20 protein-coding genes, 1 tRNA gene and 1 pseudogene are annotated in these 17,123 nt (G+C 58.6%); 17 read left to right on the top strand and 5 right to left on the bottom strand.

The window, feature by feature from the left end; translation table 11 throughout:
• The first annotated feature begins 5 nt into the window (after positions 1-5).
• The 9 genes from AB4N48_RS22890 (at position 6) to vapC (ending at position 7,378) form a co-directional block, all read left to right on the top strand.
• Positions 6-1,430, top strand: a complete 1,425-nt coding sequence (locus AB4N48_RS22890) for an L-lactate permease (protein WP_150637955.1) — start codon at positions 6-8, stop codon at positions 1,428-1,430.
• 27 nt (positions 1,431-1,457) lie between these two features.
• Positions 1,458-2,936 (top strand): aminotransferase-like domain-containing protein, encoded by a 1,479-nt coding sequence (locus AB4N48_RS22895; protein WP_252885149.1) that lies wholly within the window; start codon positions 1,458-1,460, stop codon positions 2,934-2,936.
• Between the two features lie 22 nt (positions 2,937-2,958).
• Positions 2,959-3,303, top strand: coding sequence for a hypothetical protein (locus AB4N48_RS22900; protein ID WP_056787206.1), 345 nt, complete (start codon positions 2,959-2,961; stop codon positions 3,301-3,303).
• Between the two features lie 279 nt (positions 3,304-3,582).
• Entirely contained in the window at positions 3,583-4,641 is a 1,059-nt protein-coding gene (locus AB4N48_RS22905) for a PDDEXK nuclease domain-containing protein (protein WP_460094363.1), read from the top strand.
• Between the two features lie 106 nt (positions 4,642-4,747).
• Entirely contained in the window at positions 4,748-5,683 is a 936-nt protein-coding gene (locus tag AB4N48_RS22910; protein ID WP_256584334.1) for an alpha/beta hydrolase family protein, read from the top strand.
• Positions 5,684-5,712: 29 nt separating this feature from the next.
• Positions 5,713-6,126 (top strand): hypothetical protein, encoded by a 414-nt coding sequence (locus AB4N48_RS22915; protein ID WP_016772137.1) that lies wholly within the window; start codon positions 5,713-5,715, stop codon positions 6,124-6,126.
• A gap of 6 nt (positions 6,127-6,132) precedes the next feature.
• Positions 6,133-6,585: a hypothetical protein gene (locus tag AB4N48_RS22920; protein WP_236168219.1), complete on the top strand. Its 453-nt coding sequence runs from the start codon at positions 6,133-6,135 to the stop codon at positions 6,583-6,585.
• Positions 6,586-6,749: 164 nt separating this feature from the next.
• Positions 6,750-6,980 (top strand): type II toxin-antitoxin system VapB family antitoxin, encoded by a 231-nt coding sequence (gene vapB / locus AB4N48_RS22925; protein WP_024011210.1) that lies wholly within the window; start codon positions 6,750-6,752, stop codon positions 6,978-6,980.
• Positions 6,980-7,378: a type II toxin-antitoxin system tRNA(fMet)-specific endonuclease VapC gene (gene vapC / locus AB4N48_RS22930; RefSeq protein ID WP_460094364.1), complete on the top strand. Its 399-nt coding sequence runs from the start codon at positions 6,980-6,982 to the stop codon at positions 7,376-7,378. Before vapB ends, vapC begins: the two co-directional genes overlap by 1 nt.
• Before the next feature lie 78 nt (positions 7,379-7,456).
• Here vapC and gabP read toward each other — a convergent pair whose 3' ends face one another.
• Positions 7,457-8,848, bottom strand: a complete 1,392-nt coding sequence (gene gabP / locus AB4N48_RS22935) for a GABA permease (protein WP_016772141.1) — start codon at positions 8,846-8,848, stop codon at positions 7,457-7,459.
• 543 nt (positions 8,849-9,391) lie between these two features.
• Here gabP and AB4N48_RS22940 point away from each other — a divergent pair.
• The 6 genes from AB4N48_RS22940 to AB4N48_RS22965 all read left to right on the top strand — a co-directional run bounded on the left by AB4N48_RS22940 (position 9,392) and on the right by AB4N48_RS22965 (position 14,111).
• The gene (locus tag AB4N48_RS22940; RefSeq protein ID WP_024011209.1) at positions 9,392-10,165 is read left to right on the top strand and encodes an ABC transporter ATP-binding protein; all 774 of its coding nucleotides are present in this window, start codon (positions 9,392-9,394) and stop codon (positions 10,163-10,165) included.
• Between the two features lie 13 nt (positions 10,166-10,178).
• On the top strand, positions 10,179-10,931 hold the full coding sequence (locus AB4N48_RS22945; protein WP_056787192.1) for an ABC transporter substrate-binding protein: 753 nt from the start codon (positions 10,179-10,181) through the stop codon (positions 10,929-10,931).
• Between the two features lie 77 nt (positions 10,932-11,008).
• Positions 11,009-11,704 (top strand): ABC transporter permease, encoded by a 696-nt coding sequence (locus AB4N48_RS22950; RefSeq protein ID WP_016772144.1) that lies wholly within the window; start codon positions 11,009-11,011, stop codon positions 11,702-11,704.
• A complete protein-coding gene (locus tag AB4N48_RS22955) occupies positions 11,701-12,390 on the top strand; it encodes an ABC transporter permease (protein ID WP_460094365.1) in 690 nt (229 codons plus the stop codon). Before AB4N48_RS22950 ends, AB4N48_RS22955 begins: the two co-directional genes overlap by 4 nt.
• Positions 12,371-13,606, top strand: a complete 1,236-nt coding sequence (locus AB4N48_RS22960) for a methyltransferase (RefSeq protein ID WP_460094366.1) — start codon at positions 12,371-12,373, stop codon at positions 13,604-13,606. Before AB4N48_RS22955 ends, AB4N48_RS22960 begins: the two co-directional genes overlap by 20 nt.
• Positions 13,607-14,035: 429 nt before the next feature.
• Positions 14,036-14,111: transfer RNA gene (locus AB4N48_RS22965), tRNA-Thr, on the top strand.
• An 85-nt stretch (positions 14,112-14,196) separates the two neighbouring features.
• Here the strand turns inward: AB4N48_RS22965 and AB4N48_RS22970 are convergent.
• Positions 14,197-14,298: pseudogene (locus AB4N48_RS22970) on the bottom strand (helix-turn-helix domain-containing protein); the annotation flags it as partial.
• A gap of 19 nt (positions 14,299-14,317) precedes the next feature.
• Here AB4N48_RS22970 and AB4N48_RS22975 point away from each other — a divergent pair.
• Together AB4N48_RS22975 and AB4N48_RS22980 are read left to right on the top strand one after the other, a co-directional pair.
• On the top strand, positions 14,318-14,362 hold the full coding sequence (locus AB4N48_RS22975) for a hypothetical protein (protein ID WP_236168269.1): 45 nt from the start codon (positions 14,318-14,320) through the stop codon (positions 14,360-14,362).
• Between the two features lie 333 nt (positions 14,363-14,695).
• A complete protein-coding gene (locus AB4N48_RS22980) occupies positions 14,696-15,493 on the top strand; it encodes a lipopolysaccharide biosynthesis protein (protein ID WP_460094367.1) in 798 nt (265 codons plus the stop codon).
• Here AB4N48_RS22980 and AB4N48_RS22985 read toward each other — a convergent pair.
• The 3 genes from AB4N48_RS22985 to AB4N48_RS22995 form a co-directional block, all read right to left on the bottom strand.
• A complete protein-coding gene (locus AB4N48_RS22985; RefSeq protein ID WP_460094368.1) occupies positions 15,484-16,164 on the bottom strand; it encodes an RES family NAD+ phosphorylase in 681 nt (226 codons plus the stop codon). The genes AB4N48_RS22980 and AB4N48_RS22985 overlap by 10 nt on opposite strands.
• Positions 16,161-16,568, bottom strand: a complete 408-nt coding sequence (locus tag AB4N48_RS22990; RefSeq protein WP_460094369.1) for an MbcA/ParS/Xre antitoxin family protein — start codon at positions 16,566-16,568, stop codon at positions 16,161-16,163. The genes AB4N48_RS22985 and AB4N48_RS22990 overlap by 4 nt, the downstream gene beginning before the upstream one ends.
• A gap of 219 nt (positions 16,569-16,787) precedes the next feature.
• Positions 16,788-17,078, bottom strand: a complete 291-nt coding sequence (locus AB4N48_RS22995; protein ID WP_056787159.1) for a type II toxin-antitoxin system RelB/DinJ family antitoxin — start codon at positions 17,076-17,078, stop codon at positions 16,788-16,790.
• Positions 17,079-17,123: the final 45 nt, after the last annotated feature.

A 17,123-nucleotide genomic window follows, 5' to 3' on the forward strand; every position in this document is an offset into this window, starting at 1 on the left:
CCGCTATGAGCTCTCTCTTGCTGCAAATGTCACCGATCGCGCTGGTGATCGCGCTGATCCTGATCCTCCGGCGTCCGCCGGTACAGGCCGCGCTGGCCGGTGTGGTGCTGGTCCTGGTGCTGTGGGCACTGGGCGCTGCCGGGCCGGTGTCGGCGGCGATCTCCTCGGCGATTTTTCAGGACACCACGATCCTGTTTCTCAGCACCGCGTGCGTCATCGTCCCAGGGCTGGCCTTCGTCATTCTGGTCGAGCGCGGCGGCGCGCCACAGGCCATCGGCGCGTGGGTCAAGGAACTCGGCTGGACACCCCCGGCGCAGGTGATTTTCATCGTGCTGGGTCTGGCGCCGCTGCTGGAAGCGATGACCGGCTTCGGCGTTTCGCTGATCGCCACGGTGCCGCTGCTGATGGGGCTTTTCACTCGCCAGTCGGGGATGAAAATCGCCCTCGCCGGCATGGTCATCATGCCGTGGGGCACGCTGGGTCTGGCAACGGTGATCGGCGCCTTGCTGGCACATTTGCCGGCGCAAACCCTCGGTAGCCATTCAGCGCTGATCAGCGCGCCGGTGTTCCTCTGCCTGGCGTCGCTGGCCTTGTGGCAGGCCGGCATCCGCAGGATTACTCCGTGGCTGGGGCTGATCGTCGTGACCGCCCTGTTCGTTGCCGTGCTGTATTGCGTCAACCTGTGGGTCGGCCCGGAAGTTTCCGGTGTGCTGGCCGGGCTGGCCGTGGCTTGCGTCGGCCTGGGCATCTCCTGGGCGCAACGGAAAAAACTGGTGCGCTGGCCGAGCGCGGCATGGCCTTATCTGGCCTTGCTGGGAGTGATTGTGGCGTCGCGCGGACTGTTCGTGCTGTCGGGTTGGGATGGCCTGTGGGTCATCAGGGGCGAACACGTTTCATGGAAGCCGCTGGCGTCTCCAGGGCTGGCGCTGCTGATCGTGACCGTGCTGATGGCGTTCAGGCAAACCGCGAGCGCGGGTTTCCCGTGGCCAGCGCTGTTCAACCGGGCGAAGTTTCCGGTCACGACAATCTTCCTGTTCCTGCTGCTGTCCCAGGTGATGGTCAACGCTGGATTCCTCGTCGAGGCGCAAAGCGCATTGCAATCCATGTCGGGTATTTCGCTGGCGCCGACGATCGCTCTGCTGGCGGGGATTGCCGGTTATGTCACCGGCTCCAACGTCGGCGGCAACACGCTGGTGATGCCGTCCATTGCCGCGCTGAGCAGCGAACACGGGGCGTGGCTGGCGGCAATGGTCAACAGCGCCGCCGGCCATGGCGCACTTGGCTCGCTGTCGATCCTGTCATTGATCACCGGACTTGCCGGGGCCAACCGCCAGGAAGAAAACAGCCTGATCCGCTTCGCCTTCGGTCTGGTGGCGCTGAACATCGTCATAGTTGCTGCAACGGGGATCGTTTTGCTCTACTTTCTGTGAATTGTTTCGAATCATCACAGAGAACTTATGGACAGGTTTGATTTGCCGGACAAGCGCTGGCGGATAGTCAAGGACTGGATTATTCGCCAGATCGACAGCGGTGACCTGGCGGCCGAAGCGAAACTGCCGTCAATCCGCGTTCTGGCGCGGATGTTCGAGACCAGCATCACCACGGTGCAGCGGGCGCTGGCCGATCTCGAGGCCGACGCCTACGTCTCGACGGTACCGCGCGTCGGCTACTTCGTCTCGGCATCAGGGCGGGCAAAACCGTCCGGCGCTTTCGACTTTTCCAGTGTCACCGTCAACGTCAATCATGCGGTGGTTGCGATGCTCTCCGAGGCGGCCTCGCGCACCACCGCATCGCTGAATTCGGCCGTCCTGCACAGCGATCTCACGCCCAACGTGTTGCTCAACAAATGCCTCTCGGTGTTGGCCGCCAGGACCGACAACGCGCTGAGCGGTCTGGTCGCGCCACCCGGCCTTCCCGCGCTGCGAAGGCGTATTGCCGGCCTGATGCTGACTCGCGGAGTGGTATGCGGGCCGGACGACATTCTGGTGACATCGGGCGACACCATCGCTCTGGAACTCGCCCTCGAAGCAGTCGCGTCGAAAGGCGCTACCGTCGCCATCGAAACCCCGACCTATTACGGCATTCTGCAGACCATCGAACGCCTGGGCATGCGCGCCTTGCCGATCCGCACCCACGGGCGTACGGGCCTGGATGTCGATCATCTGGAAGAAGCGCTGAAGCAAAAAAAGGTCGCGGTGATTTTTCTCAACCCGACGCTGCAGAATCCGCGTGGTTTCATCATGCCCGACGAAGCGCGCGCGCGACTTTCCAGGATCGCCCGGGAAGCGGATGTGCCGATCATCGAAGACGACATCTTCTTCGACCTGGTGCCCGAAGCTGATCGACCGCGCGCCCTCAAGAGCTACGACAGCAGCGGCCAGACGATCTACTGCTCGTCCTTTTCCAAAACCATCGCGCCGGGTTATCGCGTCGGCTGGTGTCTGGCCGGCAAATACCGCAATGCCATCCTCGCGCAGATGTTTTCGCGCAACCTGGCCGTTTCCAGCCTGGCGCAAAATGTTCTCAATGAATTCATCGGCCGTGGCTACATGGACGAGCACTGCGCCAGATTGAGGTCGCAACTCTCTTCGCTGGCGAGTTTTGTCGAAGCGCTGGTGCGCACGGATTTCCCGCTCGGGACCGTCTATGTGCCACCGCGCGGCGGTTTCATCCACTGGGTCGAAATGCCTGCACACACCGACATGCCGGCGCTGCAGCAACTGGCCACGGAGCGTGGTTGCCACGTGGCTGGCAGCGGCATATTTTTCGCCGACGGCCAGGCCTCCACAGGCGTGCGCATTTGCCTCGGCACTACGCTGACCCCGGCGGTGATCGGCATTCTCAAGGTGATCGCCGAATGCGCCCACCTTGCCGCACGCCCGACGAGCCCGCGGCAGATGCCGACTGAACAGCTGCAAGAGCTGGCAGTTTCCTGACCGACTTGCGCGAGCCTCGCTTATGAATCAGAAAAGAACCCGTATTCGCTTGCCGCATCCCCCGCCGTATCGCCCGAGCCACTGGACATTCTGGCTGACGGTGCTCGCTGGCGTGCTGATTGCCTTAGCCGTGTGTCTTTCGATCTACATGCTTATCGAAAGCTGGATCAGCGGTTCCATCACCACCAACAATCGCGGACCGCGCAGCACCTACACCTTGGCACTGCAACCTCGGCGATACTGGTTCGAGTTCATGTGGCAGAGCTTCTGGACCGCGTTCATGTTGGCCATCGGTGTGTTCGGGCTGTGGATTTATCGCAAAGGGCGGGTGCGTGAGCAGAGGCCGAAGGGCAAGCGCTCGCGATGATGCAACTGGGGCGCTTTTTTGAAGCAGCCTCTTACCTGCCTGTTCTTTCATTCCAGCGCAACACCAGATCGCTCACCGCAGCGCTGCCAACTCTGCGGCGATTGACTGGGCAAAAGCACGAAATGGACTACGGACATTTACCCTGTTACGCGCCTTCCGGTGGCAATGTCCTGCAACGCCTGTCCCACCCTTCCTTCCGAACTCGCAGGTTCGCCCGACATACCTGCGCCGCCTTCCCCGGCATGCTTGCGTCTCTGTTTCCAGAATGCGGAAGACCCGATGAGCCAGCTCAAACCTGCTGATACGCAAGACCATAAAATCGATTCACTGCTGGGCGAACTGGGCGAGCTGATTCGCCAGGCGCGGCAAAAAGTGCTACGCGCGGTCGATACGATTCAGGTGCAGACTTGTTGGCAAATCGGCCGGCATATCGTCGATTTCGAACAAAAAGGCGCTCAGCGTGCGGGTTATGGCCAGCAGTTGCTCGCGCTGCTGGCGAAGGATCTAACGGGGCAATTCGGGAAGGGATTTGATGAGCGCAATCTGCGATATATGCGTAGCTTTTATCAGTCTTTTCCAATTTGGAACGCAGTGCGTTCCGAATTGAGCTGGACCCACTACCGCCGCCTGCTACGCGTCGAAAGCGAGAAAGCGCGCCTGTGGTACATGAACGAATGCGCCGACCTCAACTGGTCAAGCCGCGCCCTTGATCGTCAGATCCTGACGCTCTACTACGAGCGCCTGCTGATGAGTCAGGACAAAGCCGAGGTGGTCGAGGAAGCCACGACCAACATCGACGCGATGAAATGCAATCCGCGGGAATTCATTCGCGATCCGGTCATGCTCGAATTCCTCGGCCTGCCCTCGGCAGGCAAAGTCAGGGAAAGCGGACTCGAACAAGCCCTCATCGATCACTTGCAAAGCTTTCTGCTTGAACTTGGCAAAGGCTTTTCCTTTGTCGCCCGCCAACAACGCATCAGCACTGACGGCGTTGACCTCTATATCGATCTGGTGTTCTACAACTACCTGCTCAAGTGCTTCGTGATCATCGACCTGAAACGCGGCAAGCTCAGCGCCCGCGATGTCGGGCAGATGGACATGTATGTGCGCATGTACGACGAGCTCAAGCGCAGCGAAGGTGACAAGCCAACCGTCGGTATCATTCTCAGCGCGGAAAGCAATGGCTCGGTGGCGCGCTATTCCATGCTCAAAGGCAATGAGCAACTGTTCGCCAGCAGCTACAAGACGATACTGCCGAGCGAAGAAGAGTTACGTGCTGAACTCAACCGCGAACAGGCGTTGATCGAAGAACGCATGCTCATTCAATCCAGTGAATGAACCGGCCGGATTGTTCTTGATCAGCGCGGCGACTATGGTTGGCACCTAACCGCCGAGGTCAAGCGCCATAGGCAGCAAGCCCCCATTCGAGTTGGAAGACGCAGAGTTGAGCCAACCAGTTTTGACTGCAGCTGAAGGCACGTCCTTCAAGGAAACTGCCGACGACGGCTACGCACTCGGCGGCTTCACCTGGCGCCACAGTTCGCCCGATCCTCAGCGCCCGGTAGTCATCATCAACGCCGCCACCTCGGTGCGCTGTCGGCACTATTCACGGTTCGCGGCCTACCTGTTCAGCCATGGCTGCGATGTGATGACCTACGATTACCGGGGCATTGGCGAATCACGCAGCGAATCGATCAAAGGGCTGCGCGCTTCGTGGACTGACTGGGGCGCTCTGGATTTCGAAGCGATGCTCAAACGCGCGCAGCGGGAGTTTCCCGGTCAGCCAATCGATGTGGTCGCCCATAGTTTCGGCGGTTGCGCGGCGGGCTTAGCGGAGTCGGGCAAGGTGATCCGACGGTTGGTAACCGTCGGTGCGCAGTTCGCTTATTGGCGCGATTATGCTTCCGAACAGCGCTGGCGGATGTTCGGCAAGTGGCATGTGGTCATGCCTTTGATGGCGCTGCTCTGCGGCTATTTTCCAGGCAAGCGGATCGGCTGGCTGGAGGACACGCCAACCGGCGTTGTCTGCGACTGGAGCACCCCCACTGCACGGTACGAGGATCGTCCAAGCGGTCGGGTGCTGATGAAAAAGGCGGGCGCCCTGCCCTTCGATGGCGTCCGCGCGCAGACCCTCGCCATCAGCCTCAGCGATGATCCTTACGGAACGATCCCGGCGATCGAACGCCTGCTCGGCTACTTCAGCAACGCGGCAAAAACCCATCTGCGCATTGCGCCGCAGGACATCGGCGAACGACAAGTCGGACATTTCGGCTTTTTTCGCAGCGCATACCAAGCCACACTATGGCCCATTGCTCTGACCTGGCTGCAGACCGGCGCACTGGCCGCCGATACACCCGGCCGACAAGTGCCACGCAGCTGAGCCCCTCTCAACGCACGACGGAACACATCATGGCCTCCGCCAACAAGCAGCAAAAACGCGCCACCCGGGCCAAAGCCAAGGCCAAGCAGAACCGCACCAAGCGCGCCGAAGCGCCGGTCGAGCTCGACCCGAACGACGACCGCATCGATTTCGAATCGGTGGACCTGACCGAGCTGTTCAAGAAAATGATCGACGCCGAGAAGATCAGCCAACAGGCCATGTGCACCGCGTTCCTTGAAGATCCGCTGCTGGAACTGGTCTATGAGCAGGAGGGTGAGGAAGGCGCGATGGATTTCATCCTCGCCGCGCTGATCGAGTATCGCCAGTGGTCGCAGGAAACCGACGAGGCCGGCGCGCTGGCGTGGATCGAATCTCCGGCATTCCAGGCTGACTACGTAGCGGCATCCGACGCGATCGCGGCACAAACCCAACAGAAGAACTGAGCTCCCATGGCATCCCTGAACAAGCAACAGAAACGCGCTAAACGCGCCAAGGCCAAAGCCAAGCAGATCCGTATGGTCGGGCGCAAACCGCTGGATCAGGACGAAGAGCTCGGCCACCTCGCCGAGCCGATCCCGGAATACACCCTGGCGATGTTCAGCAAAATGCGCGATGCCGAAGCCGTCAGCCGCAACGAAATGCTGCTGACCCTGCTGCGCGAACTGGCCTTCATCATCGTCGACCATCCTGAACTGCTCGACATGGAAAACGCCGACAACGAAGGCATGGCCGCCACCCACCTGGCCGCCGACATGCTCATCGACTACCGCATGTGGGCCGACGGCATGACCATCGAACAGGCCCAGGCCTGGCTGAGCGAGCCGCAGTTCATTACGGATTTCGGGGTGGCGCTGGATGCTTATGGGAAGTCGGTAGACACCCAGGAAGGCAAGAGCGAATAAGCCCTTCTCAGAAACAAAAACGGCCGCTAGTCATCCCTGACAGCGGCCGTTTTTGTTTGGATGGCCTAGCTACTCTTTGTCCGGTGACGATGTATATCCCATTGACATATCCCCAGCACGATCTATCCTGAGCTAATCACAGGAACAGACCCGGGAGCTCGAATATGGAGCAGACCACAATTTTCATGAGCAACAGAAGTCAGGCAGTCCGACTGCCAAAGGCAGTTGCGATGCCCGGCGACGTTAAACGAGTGGAAGTCATCGCGATTGGCAGAACACGCGTCATTACGCCTGCTGGAGAAAGCTGGGATAGCTGGTTTGATGGCGACAGCGTCAGCCCTGATTTCATGGCTAACCGTGAGCAACCCACTGAACAGGAGCGCGAGTCGTTCTGATGATCAAGTACATGCTGGATACAAATATCTGCATCTTCACCATCAAGAACAAACCACAAATTGTCCGGGAAGCCTTCAATCGACATTCCGAGCAGTTGTGCATCAGCGCTATCACGCTTATGGAGCTTATTTACGGTGCTGAAAAGTCGGCGGCCCCGGAGAAAAATCTGGCAATTGTTGAAGGATTTGTCGCGCGACTGGATGTCTTGCCTTTCGATAACGACGCAGCCGCACAGGCCGGGATGGTTCGATCTGAACTCGCGAAGGCTGGAACGCCGATCGGGCCATACGACCAAATGATCGCTGGCCACGCACGCTCACTTGGACTCATTGTAGTGACGAACAACGTACGGGAGTTTCAACGCGTTTCCGGTTTGCGAATCGAGGACTGGGTTTAACCTGACTGGAAAGCTCAGAAACAAAAACGGCCGCTAGTCATCCCTGACAGCGGCCGTTTTTACATCACGCGTTACGACTCAGTTCAACACCACCGCACCACGCTTCTCCAGCTTGCGACGGCGCGACACCAGCAGACCAGCGGCTACCACCATCAGGCTCAGCAGGCCCGTGGCAAGGATCTCCACGCGGTGGGCTTCCTGGAACAGCATGATGGTCAGCGCGGCGACGATGAAGATGATCACCGCCCAGGTCAGCCCGGGGAACAGCCACATGCTGAAGACGATTTTCTCGCCGCGCGCCATGCGCTGTTTCCGCATGCGCAGTTGCGAGAAGGCGATCACCAGGTACACCAGCAGGGCGATGGCGCCGGAGCTGGCCAGGAGGAATTCAAACACCGCGGCCGGAGCCACATAGTTGGCGAAGGTGCAGAGAAACGCTGCGCCGGTCGACAACATCACCGCCCAGTAAGGCGTACCGCTCTTGTTGGTGCGGGTCGACATGGCCGGGGCATCGCCGCGCTTGCCGAGGGAAAAGAGCATGCGCGAGGAGGTGTACAGCGCCGAGTTCAGGCAACTGGTCACTGCGACCAGTACGACGATGTCGACGATCATCTTGGCGTTGGGAATGCCCATGCGCTCAAGTACGGTCTGGTAGGAACCCAGGTTGGCCAAGGTAGGATCGTTCCACGGCACCAGCGCAACCACGATGAAAATCGACACCAGATAGAACAGGCCGATCCGCCAGATCACCGAGTTGGTCGCTTTGGAAATCTGCTTGCCAGGGTCTTTCGATTCCGCCGCTGCGATGGTGACGATTTCGGTACCCATGAACGAGAACATGGTGGTCAGGATCGCGCCCAGCACAGCACCCATGCCATTGGGCAGAAAGCCGCCGCTGTCGAACAGGTGCGAAACGCCACTGACCTGGCTGGTCGGCAGGAAGCCGAAAATCGCTGCAAGGCCGAGGCCGATGAAGCCGATGATCGCAAGCACCTTGATCAGGGCGAACCAGAACTCGAACTCACCGTAATTCTTCACGCTGAACAGGTTGGTCACGGTCAGCAGCATGGTGATCACCAGCGCGAAAGCCCAAATGTCGACACCCGGGAACCACGCATGCAGGATGGTCGCGGCGGCGTTGGCTTCCAGCGGAATCACCAACACCCAGAACCACCAGTACAGCCAGCCGATGGTGAATCCGGCCCAGTGACCGATCGCGCGATCAGCGTAAGTCGAGAACGAACCGGTGTCCGGCGAAGCCACGGCCATCTCGCCGAGCATGCGCATCACCAGCACCACCAGAGTACCGGCAGCGGCGTAGGCCAGCAGCACGGCCGGGCCGGCGGCAGCGATGGCGTGGCCGGAGCCTACGAACAAACCGGCGCCGATCACACCGGCGATCGACAACATGGTCACATGACGCGGTTTGAGCCCCTGTTCGAGGCCAGTGGAGCTTGGGGTACTGCTCATAGAGACTACCTTTGCAAGGAAAGCGAGTGCGTCCGGCGCGTCTGAAAATTCTTTCTCGTAAAAAGAATCCAACGGCTTGTTCCTTATTCTGCACGCAATATTTGCGCCAAAATGTTTCAAGTCCTTGAGGGCCGGGGGCTCCGGCATCCGATGCAAGTCCTTGAGTTTAATGGCTATTCGCCAGAACGTTACCCGGCGACTCACTTTCAAGACGAATCAGCGCACCAGAAACACACAGAAAAAGTGTGCGACGCACAGAAAAAGGGCGAATAAGGAACGTTCGGCCGGATAGCGCTTCCAACACCCCGCCAAAGCTGGCAACATCGCGCCTTTTTTTACGCGGCACCCACGGGTATGCACGATCAAACACCCGTCCGGTTGTTGATGGGGCGACAGTCTGCTGCGCCGATGCGACAACCCGCCACATGCCACCCGTTTACCGCTCGTAGCGCTGTTGGCTGCCATTGAAACGCTATGCTAGCTTGGCCGCCTCGTCAGGAAGGCCCGCCAACAGCAGGAGCGCAACATATATGAGGAACGCACATGGCTGAGGCCACGCCCGCGCTTGAAATCCGCAACTTGCACAAACGCTACGGACAGCTGGAGGTGCTCAAAGGCATCTCGCTGACCGCCCGCGACGGCGACGTGATATCGATCCTCGGCTCTTCCGGTTCCGGCAAGTCCACGTTCCTGCGTTGCATCAACCTGTTGGAAAACCCGCACCAGGGCCAGATCCTGGTGGCCGGTGAAGAACTCAAGCTCAAAGCCGCGAAGAACGGCGAACTGGTCGCCGCTGACGGCAAACAGATCAACCGCCTGCGCTCGGAGATTGGTTTTGTATTTCAAAACTTTAATCTGTGGCCGCACATGAGCGTGCTCGACAACGTCATCGAAGCCCCGCGCCGCGTGCTCGGCCAGAGCAAGGCCGAGGCCATCGAAGTCGCCGAAGCGTTGCTGGCCAAGGTCGGCATCGCCGACAAGCGCCACGCCTACCCGGCGCAATTGTCCGGTGGTCAGCAACAACGCGCAGCGATCGCCCGCACGCTGGCGATGCAGCCGAAGGTGATCCTGTTCGACGAACCGACCTCCGCGCTTGACCCGGAAATGGTTCAGGAAGTACTTAGTGTCATCCGCGCATTGGCCGAAGAAGGCCGCACCATGCTGCTCGTGACCCACGAAATGGGCTTCGCCCGCCAGGTTTCCAGCGAAGTGGTGTTCCTTCATCAGGGCCTTATAGAAGAGCAAGGATCGCCACAGCAGGTGTTCGACAACCCGCTTTCGGCGCGCTGCAAACAATTCATGTCCAGCAACCGCTAACGGAGCAACATGCATGCAGAATTTCAAAAAGGTCTTCCTGGCCGCCGCCGTCACCCTCGCGTTCAGCGCCGGTGCCATGGCTGAAACCCTGAAGATGGGCATCGAAGCGGCCTACCCGCCGTTCAACAATAAAGACGCCAGCGGCCAAGTGGTCGGCTTCGACAAGGAAATCGGCGACGCCCTGTGCGCGAAGATGAAAGCCGAATGTTCCGTCGTCACTTCCGACTGGGACGGCATCATTCCGGCGCTGAACGCCGAGAAGTTCGACTTCCTGATCTCCTCGCTGTCGATCACCGAAGAGCGCAAAGCCGCGGTGGACTTCACCGACCCGTACTACTCGAACAAATTGCAGTTCATCGCGCCGAAAAACGTCGACTTCAAAACCGACAAGGACTCGCTCAAGGGCAAGACCATCGGCACCCAGCGCGCAACGCTGGCCGGCACCTGGCTGGAAGACACCTACGGTGACGATATCAAGGTCAGCCTCTACGACACCCAGGAAAACGCCTACCTCGACCTGACCTCCGGTCGTGTCGACGCGATCCTCGCCGACAAGTACGCCAACTATGACTGGCTGAAAACCGACGCTGGCAAGAACTACGAGTTCAAGGGCGACCCGGTAGTGGAAAGCGACAAGATCGGTATCGCCGTGCGCAAGGGTGACAACGAACTGCGCAACAAGCTGAACGCCGCCCTGAAGGAAATCGTCGCTGACGGTACCTACAAGAAAATCAACGACAAGTACTTCCCGTTCAGCATCTATTGATCTGACCTGTGGGACCGGCGCCGCGATCAAGCGGCGCCGGCTCCCGACTTTGCCTGCCGCAATTTGAACAGAAACCCATGATTATCGACCTCTACGGATTCGGCCCGGCGCTCGCCGCTGGTGCGCTGATGACCGTCCAACTGGCCCTCACCGCCCTGTGCCTGGGCCTGGTGCTCGGCCTGCTCGGCGCCTTGGCCAAGACTTCCCCGTACAAGCCGCTGCAATGGCTTGGCGGTACCTATTCGACGCTGGTGCGCGGCGTCCCGGAATTGCTCTGGGTGCTGTTGATCTACTTCGGTACGGTCAACCTGATGCGCGCCCTCGGTGAGTACTTCGGCAACCCCGACCTGCAACTCAACGCTTTTGCCGCTGGTGTGATCGCACTGGGTCTGTGCTTCGGCGCCTACGCCACGGAAGTGTTTCGCGGCGCCCTGCTGGCCATTCCCAAGGGTCACCGTGAGGCCGGCCAGGCTCTGGGCCTGTCGAAATGGCGGATTTTTACCCGTTTGATCATGCCGCAGATGTGGCGCATTGCCCTGCCGGGCCTGGGCAACCTGTTCATGATCCTGATGAAAGACACCGCGCTGGTATCGGTCATCGGTCTGGAAGAAATCATGCGTCACGCGCAGATCGGTGTGACCGTGTCAAAACAACCGTTCACCTTCTATATGGTCGCGGCGATCATGTACCTCGGCCTGACAGTGCTGGCGATGACCGGCATGCACTTGCTGGAAAAACGCGCCGCCCGCGGCTTTGCGAGGAGCGCGCAATGAACTGGGAAGTCATCATCAAGTGGCTGCCAAAACTGGCACAGGGCGCGACCCTGACGCTGGAACTGGTCGGCATCGCGGTCATTGCCGGCCTGCTGCTCGCGATTCCGCTGGGCATCGCCCGCTCTTCGAAGCGCTGGTACGTGCGCTCGCTGCCTTACGCCTACATCTTCTTTTTCCGGGGCACGCCGTTGCTGGTGCAGCTGTTCCTGGTCTATTACGGCCTGGCGCAGTTCGACGCCGTACGTGAAAGCGCGTTGTGGCCCTACCTGCGCGATCCGTTCTGGTGCGCGACCGTGACCATGACCTTGCACACAGCGGCGTACATCGCCGAGATTCTGCGCGGTGCCATTCAGGCGATTCCACCCGGTGAAATTGAAGCCGCGCGAGCCTTGGGCATGTCCAGACCGAAAGCGATGTTCTACATCATCCTGCCCCGTGCCGCGCGCATCGGCCTGCCGGCCTACAGCAACGAAGTGATCCTGATGCTCAAGGCCAGCGCCCTGGCCAGCACCGTGACCCTGCTGGAACTGACCGGCATGGCACGCACGATCATCGCCCGCACTTATCTGCCGGTGGAGATCTTCTTCGCCGCCGGCGTGTTCTATCTGGTCATGGCTTACGTGCTGGTACGCGGCTTCAAGCTGCTGGAGCGCTGGCTGCGCGTCGATGCCTGCCAAGGCCGCTGACACTTCCTGCGTGCTGACGGGCGAGGACTTACTCGCCCGCTTCACCGCGCTGGATGCTTTTCTGATTGAGCATCAGGCGCTGTGGAAACCTCGACCGTTCACTCACCTACAACTTCCATGGGAAGCGTCCTACCCGGAGTTGTCTGCGTGGCTACGCAAGCGATCGCTGGAAGCCGCAGAACGCGCGCATAACCATCCTGCTGATCTTGTCGATGCGCCAGAGCCGTTCGCTTCATTGGCGAAGTTGTCGGCAGAGTTGAGTACGGTCGATGAGTTTCCGGGGCATGCGCTTGAGGCTGCCGGGCATCGCTTGAATGTCGATGTGCCCGGGCGCAAGTGGCAGCAGATCGAGGCGTTTGCCGGTCGCTTGTCTTTCGCTTCGCCACCGACGCATTGGTTGGATTGGTGTTCAGGCAAAGGGCACTTGGGACGGCGCTTAATGGGGTCGGGGCAGCAACTGACTTGCGTTGAATACGATCCTTTATTGGTCGCCAGCGGTCAGGCACTGAGTCAGCGTCATCACTTGCACGCCCTGCATGTCGAACAGGATGTACTCGCGGCAGACGCCCCGGCCGTATTGAACGCCGCCCACACCCCCGTCGCCCTCCACGCATGCGGTGATCTGCACGTGCGCTTGATGCATTTGGCCAGTGCTGCCGGCTGCCAGCAAATGGCGATCGCACCGTGCTGTTACAACCGCATCAGTCGTAACGAATACCAGGCCTTGTCCTGCGCAGGATCGGCATCGCTTCTACAGCTCTCGCTGGAAGATCTGGCGCTGCCGATGAACGAAACCGTCACCGCCGGTGCGCGCGTCCGGCGCCAGCGTGACACATCGATGGCTCGTCGCCTGGCTTTTGACCTGCTGCAACGGCAAGTGCGCGGCGTCGATGAATACCTGCCAACGCCCTCCCTGCCCAGCGCCTGGCTGGACAAACCGTTCGCCGATTACTGTCGCGATCTGGCTGTGCTCAAAGAGTTATCCACAATCGGTGAGGCAGATTGGCCCGCACTCGAAGCAACCGGTTGGCAGCGGTTGGCCGAAGTTCGCAATCTCGAATTGCTTTGCGGTTTGTTCCGCCGACCGCTTGAGCTCTGGCTGAATCTGGATCGGGCGCTTTTCCTCGCAGAACAGGGATACGTCGTACGCCTCGGCACCTTTTGCGATACCTCTCTCACACCGCGTAACTTACTGCTGCTCGCCGAGCGCGCCTAAAACGTTACGACCTGTGGATAACTCTGTTGATGGATTTGCTGTGGATCCAATATCTGCGCCTGTTTGGTCGCTTTAACAACACTGGTCATTTTTTGTTCACATGAATAAAAAACCTGTAAAACAAGGATTTGCGAACAAGATGAGAATGGGTTCACAACACCTCGTATAAGCCAGTATCCGCGCCCCTCAGTTGTGCATAAGCTGCCAATCAAAACGACATAACCGACGAATATTGGGCTAGCCGAGTGAATAACTGCAAGGCCCCGAAAGCCCAGACTCAACCGTACGCCCTGCATAAATGCCTCACTGCGCTTAAGGTACAAAAGCTGCGTATAAATTTGCGCACTGCCTTATTTTTCCGGAATGCAAAAATAGTCTGAATTCAGGGGTTTACAGGATCTACCCAATCGCTATAATCGTCGCCCACACGCCGGTATAGCTCAGTTGGTAGAGCAACTGACTTGTAATCAGTAGGTCCCGGGTTCGACTCCTGGTGCCGGCACCATACAAAACAAAGCCCCTGCAGAAATGCAGGGGCTTTGTTGTTTCTGAGTCAGCCAAGACGTCCAAAATGGGGATCGGGCAGGATGTAAATCCCGCAACGCCTCAGGATGCTGACTTGCCACCCGCAAGAGAGTCTGCGCTGCACCCGTCGGCTGCCTGTGCCCCTGTTCCCAATCCTGCAAAGTCCGCGCTTATGCCTCGCAGTATCTGCACGAGCTAAGCAAGGCATTGATCGATGATGTGGTGAAGTAATGGATTCGCCACCAGAAAGGCATTGATGCAAACCGCCATCCGAAGCCCTCGTTGATGCGAGGGCTTTTTGCATTTCAGGCCTGCCGAAAACATGCCGGCCTTCCTCAAGATCCCTTGATGCGCGGACATATCCGACTTCCCTCCTGCATCTATCCAGATAACCCGCCAGCCACTGGAGCGTTCTTGGCCAACGCATCGGCCGCCCCGCAGCCAATTGGGAACTAACGCCGAGCGCAACACTCCCTTACAAAGCGCGGCGCTGTGGAAGAGTCATCTCGCTTCATCACGTCAGCACAACGGACTGAACGCATGACATGGACCTAGAGACCATCGATGAACTCGACATCAAGAACGCCAAATGCCTCCCCACTTCCCCTCCACGTCAGGGACTTTGCTGACTGCCGAAATATCGCTCACGGCGCTGCATTCATCATCGTTTCGGGCAGCTCCGCGAAAGATTTTCCCATCGAACAGTTTGCCGACATCCCGATGATCACGGTGAACGGTGCGATATCCATGTTCATGGGAACAGGCATAAAGCCGTTCTTCTACGCATGCACCGATACCAGTTTTTCGCTACAACAACCTGAACTGTTTGCCTATGCGATGCGCACTAGTCAGCGTGTAGCTGTGTGGGCTAACCAGGCTCAGGAACTGATTGTTGAACCGACAGGTGATCTCTATTTGCTCAAGAAAGCGCCCAAACCAACCTTGACTGAATGGCTACTGCGCAACAACCAGGATCTGGTACGTAATCGAGCTGTTTGGGGTAGTCGAAACCGCAGTATCGGGTTCAGCAAAAACCTGGCCCATGGTTTTTTTGATGCCCGCACAGTCTTGTATCTCGCACTCCAACTTGCCTATCACGCAGGCTTTTCAAAGGTGATTTTGGTGGGAGCGGATATGAACCAGTCCGCGGGGCGCTTTTACGAGACTAATGGAAGCTCTATCTCGCCGTGCGGTCTGGATCAGCATTTTCATTCCAGAATACTTCCATCTCTGAAACTCATGTCCGACAAAGTCGTCGGCAAAGAGTTTGCCGTTTACAACTTGTCGCCCTCTTCGCGAATTCCTTCCGGCGTCATTCCGGTCAAAACACTCGACGAAGTCAAAGCGATAATTCAGACCTGACTGACCTCGAACACAAACGAAATTCTGCCCTCACTTGCGCTCCAGACATAGCGCAAGTGCTTGCCCTGCTTCGGAATCGATACCGCCGGCGGACGAAACGCCGCAACGCATTCATGCCCAGGCAACCTCACGCTGTTATAGAGCAAGCCCCACGACTCGGCATCGCGCAGTTGCCGCGCGAACAGCTGTGATGGGCCATAGGCTTCAGGATCAGGCTGATGCAAGTGATCAAAGCCATGGCGGACATCATGCAGCGGTTTGGTCACCTGATTGATATAGGTACGCATGGTCAATTCGAGATCGGCTTCCCAGGTCGCGGCAAGAAAGCGTTCCTGGTGAAAACAGGTTTCGGCGATGGCCGCAGCCTGGCTGCTGGCGGCGTAATAGACGCCGAAGGTGCCGTCACTGAAACGGCTGCGTTTGCCGACGTGAGTGAACGCGGCCATCACCGGGCTGGAACCGGGGCCGGACAGACGATCTTCGGGACGTACGCGAGCGAGTACGCCGGCCTGTTCGATCAGGCGATCATTGGTCAGCGCTTCGATGGCGTAGGCAACTTCGAGGTCCTCGGGGTCGAGGACGTCTTCGAACAGCGCAATCGGCGGGAAGCTGCTGTTGACGATGCGATACGCCCGCGGCCATGGCACATCCACCGGCGCCGGCGCTTTCAACCGCGCACTCCGTCGAGGTAGCGGCGTACATCGGCGATATCGACCACCCGGCCCGCCAGCATGTAATCCAGGGCGGTTTTGCCATTGAACGGTGCCGCAGTGTTCGGGCTGCTGACCCACTTGTAGGCGCGCTCACGGCTATTGCTGAAGATGATGCTCAGCGCCTTGTGAATGCCCATCAGATAAGAGATGCGCTCAAGGGTATCGTTAGGCAGACGTACGTTCGGCAGGTGTTTGTATTTATAGAACGTGGTGTTGCCGACTCCTCCGAGCAGGGTGCGTTGTTGCTCGGCGTTGCAGCCCCAGTGCTCCATGAGGTTGAAGAAGAACTTCAGCGCAACGCGGCCGGCTTCGGGGGCGTCGAGTTGTTCGCGTGGGGTGAGAGCTGGGGATGAGGTAGGCATAGACGCCTCCTGATTTTTTGTCTTAGCTGAAGACTAGTACATAACTGTAATTTTTTAGCGTTTTGATACACAAATGAACGAATCGTAACAATCACACGCACAGAAGCCGGAGTTAAGCCGGCTTATGTTTTTCTGCGCTATTTAAACAGTTCTGAATGACTCCCTAAACGATCCCAAGACTTCTTGAATTCAGAAGTCTGTGCACACTGTTTAGGCCGATCAGCGCGTTTTTGCGTTTTCTCCTGTTTCGCCATCAGCATTCCTTAGCATGTCGTCTATCGAGTCGAAACGCTGACGGATTTCTCGTGCTTCCATCATTGCGCGGGCCGTCTTCTCCGATGGAACTCGCACCTCGAAGGGAAGCCCCTGAGTAGCAACAACCTGTCGCAGAAAAAGTCGCATGGCGTCGCTAATGCTCAGCCCGCAAGCGTTCAAGACTTCAGTGGCACGCGCTTTCAAATCCTCATCAATGCGGCAGCGCACATCGGTAGTTTTCAGTAGTGCAGCCATTTCAATTACCTCATCGTGGTTTTGTAGCTACATCAGCGCTACCTC

Source organism: Pseudomonas sp. S2_C11 (assembly GCF_054668395.1).

Bases quoted from the DNA above. Each gene is read 5' to 3' on its own strand.
- AB4N48_RS22890 (WP_150637955.1), top strand. From the start codon at position 6: ATGAGCTCTCTCTTGCTGCAAATGTCACCGATCGCGCTGGTGATCGCG.
- AB4N48_RS22895 (WP_252885149.1), top strand. From the start codon at position 1,458: ATGGACAGGTTTGATTTGCCGGACAAGCGCTGGCGGATAGTCAAGGAC.
- AB4N48_RS22900 (WP_056787206.1), top strand. From the start codon at position 2,959: ATGAATCAGAAAAGAACCCGTATTCGCTTGCCGCATCCCCCGCCGTAT.
- AB4N48_RS22905 (WP_460094363.1), top strand. From the start codon at position 3,583: ATGAGCCAGCTCAAACCTGCTGATACGCAAGACCATAAAATCGATTCA.
- AB4N48_RS22915 (WP_016772137.1), top strand. From the start codon at position 5,713: ATGGCCTCCGCCAACAAGCAGCAAAAACGCGCCACCCGGGCCAAAGCC.
- AB4N48_RS22920 (WP_236168219.1), top strand. From the start codon at position 6,133: ATGGCATCCCTGAACAAGCAACAGAAACGCGCTAAACGCGCCAAGGCC.
- vapB (WP_024011210.1), top strand. From the start codon at position 6,750: ATGGAGCAGACCACAATTTTCATGAGCAACAGAAGTCAGGCAGTCCGA.
- vapC (WP_460094364.1), top strand. From the start codon at position 6,980: ATGATCAAGTACATGCTGGATACAAATATCTGCATCTTCACCATCAAG.
- gabP (WP_016772141.1), bottom strand. From the start codon at position 8,848: ATGAGCAGTACCCCAAGCTCCACTGGCCTCGAACAGGGGCTCAAACCG.
- AB4N48_RS22940 (WP_024011209.1), top strand. From the start codon at position 9,392: ATGGCTGAGGCCACGCCCGCGCTTGAAATCCGCAACTTGCACAAACGC.
- AB4N48_RS22945 (WP_056787192.1), top strand. From the start codon at position 10,179: ATGCAGAATTTCAAAAAGGTCTTCCTGGCCGCCGCCGTCACCCTCGCG.
- AB4N48_RS22950 (WP_016772144.1), top strand. From the start codon at position 11,009: ATGATTATCGACCTCTACGGATTCGGCCCGGCGCTCGCCGCTGGTGCG.
- AB4N48_RS22955 (WP_460094365.1), top strand. From the start codon at position 11,701: ATGAACTGGGAAGTCATCATCAAGTGGCTGCCAAAACTGGCACAGGGC.
- AB4N48_RS22960 (WP_460094366.1), top strand. From the start codon at position 12,371: ATGCCTGCCAAGGCCGCTGACACTTCCTGCGTGCTGACGGGCGAGGAC.
- AB4N48_RS22980 (WP_460094367.1), top strand. From the start codon at position 14,696: ATGAACTCGACATCAAGAACGCCAAATGCCTCCCCACTTCCCCTCCAC.
- AB4N48_RS22990 (WP_460094369.1), bottom strand. From the start codon at position 16,568: ATGCCTACCTCATCCCCAGCTCTCACCCCACGCGAACAACTCGACGCC.
- AB4N48_RS22995 (WP_056787159.1), bottom strand. From the start codon at position 17,078: ATGGCTGCACTACTGAAAACTACCGATGTGCGCTGCCGCATTGATGAG.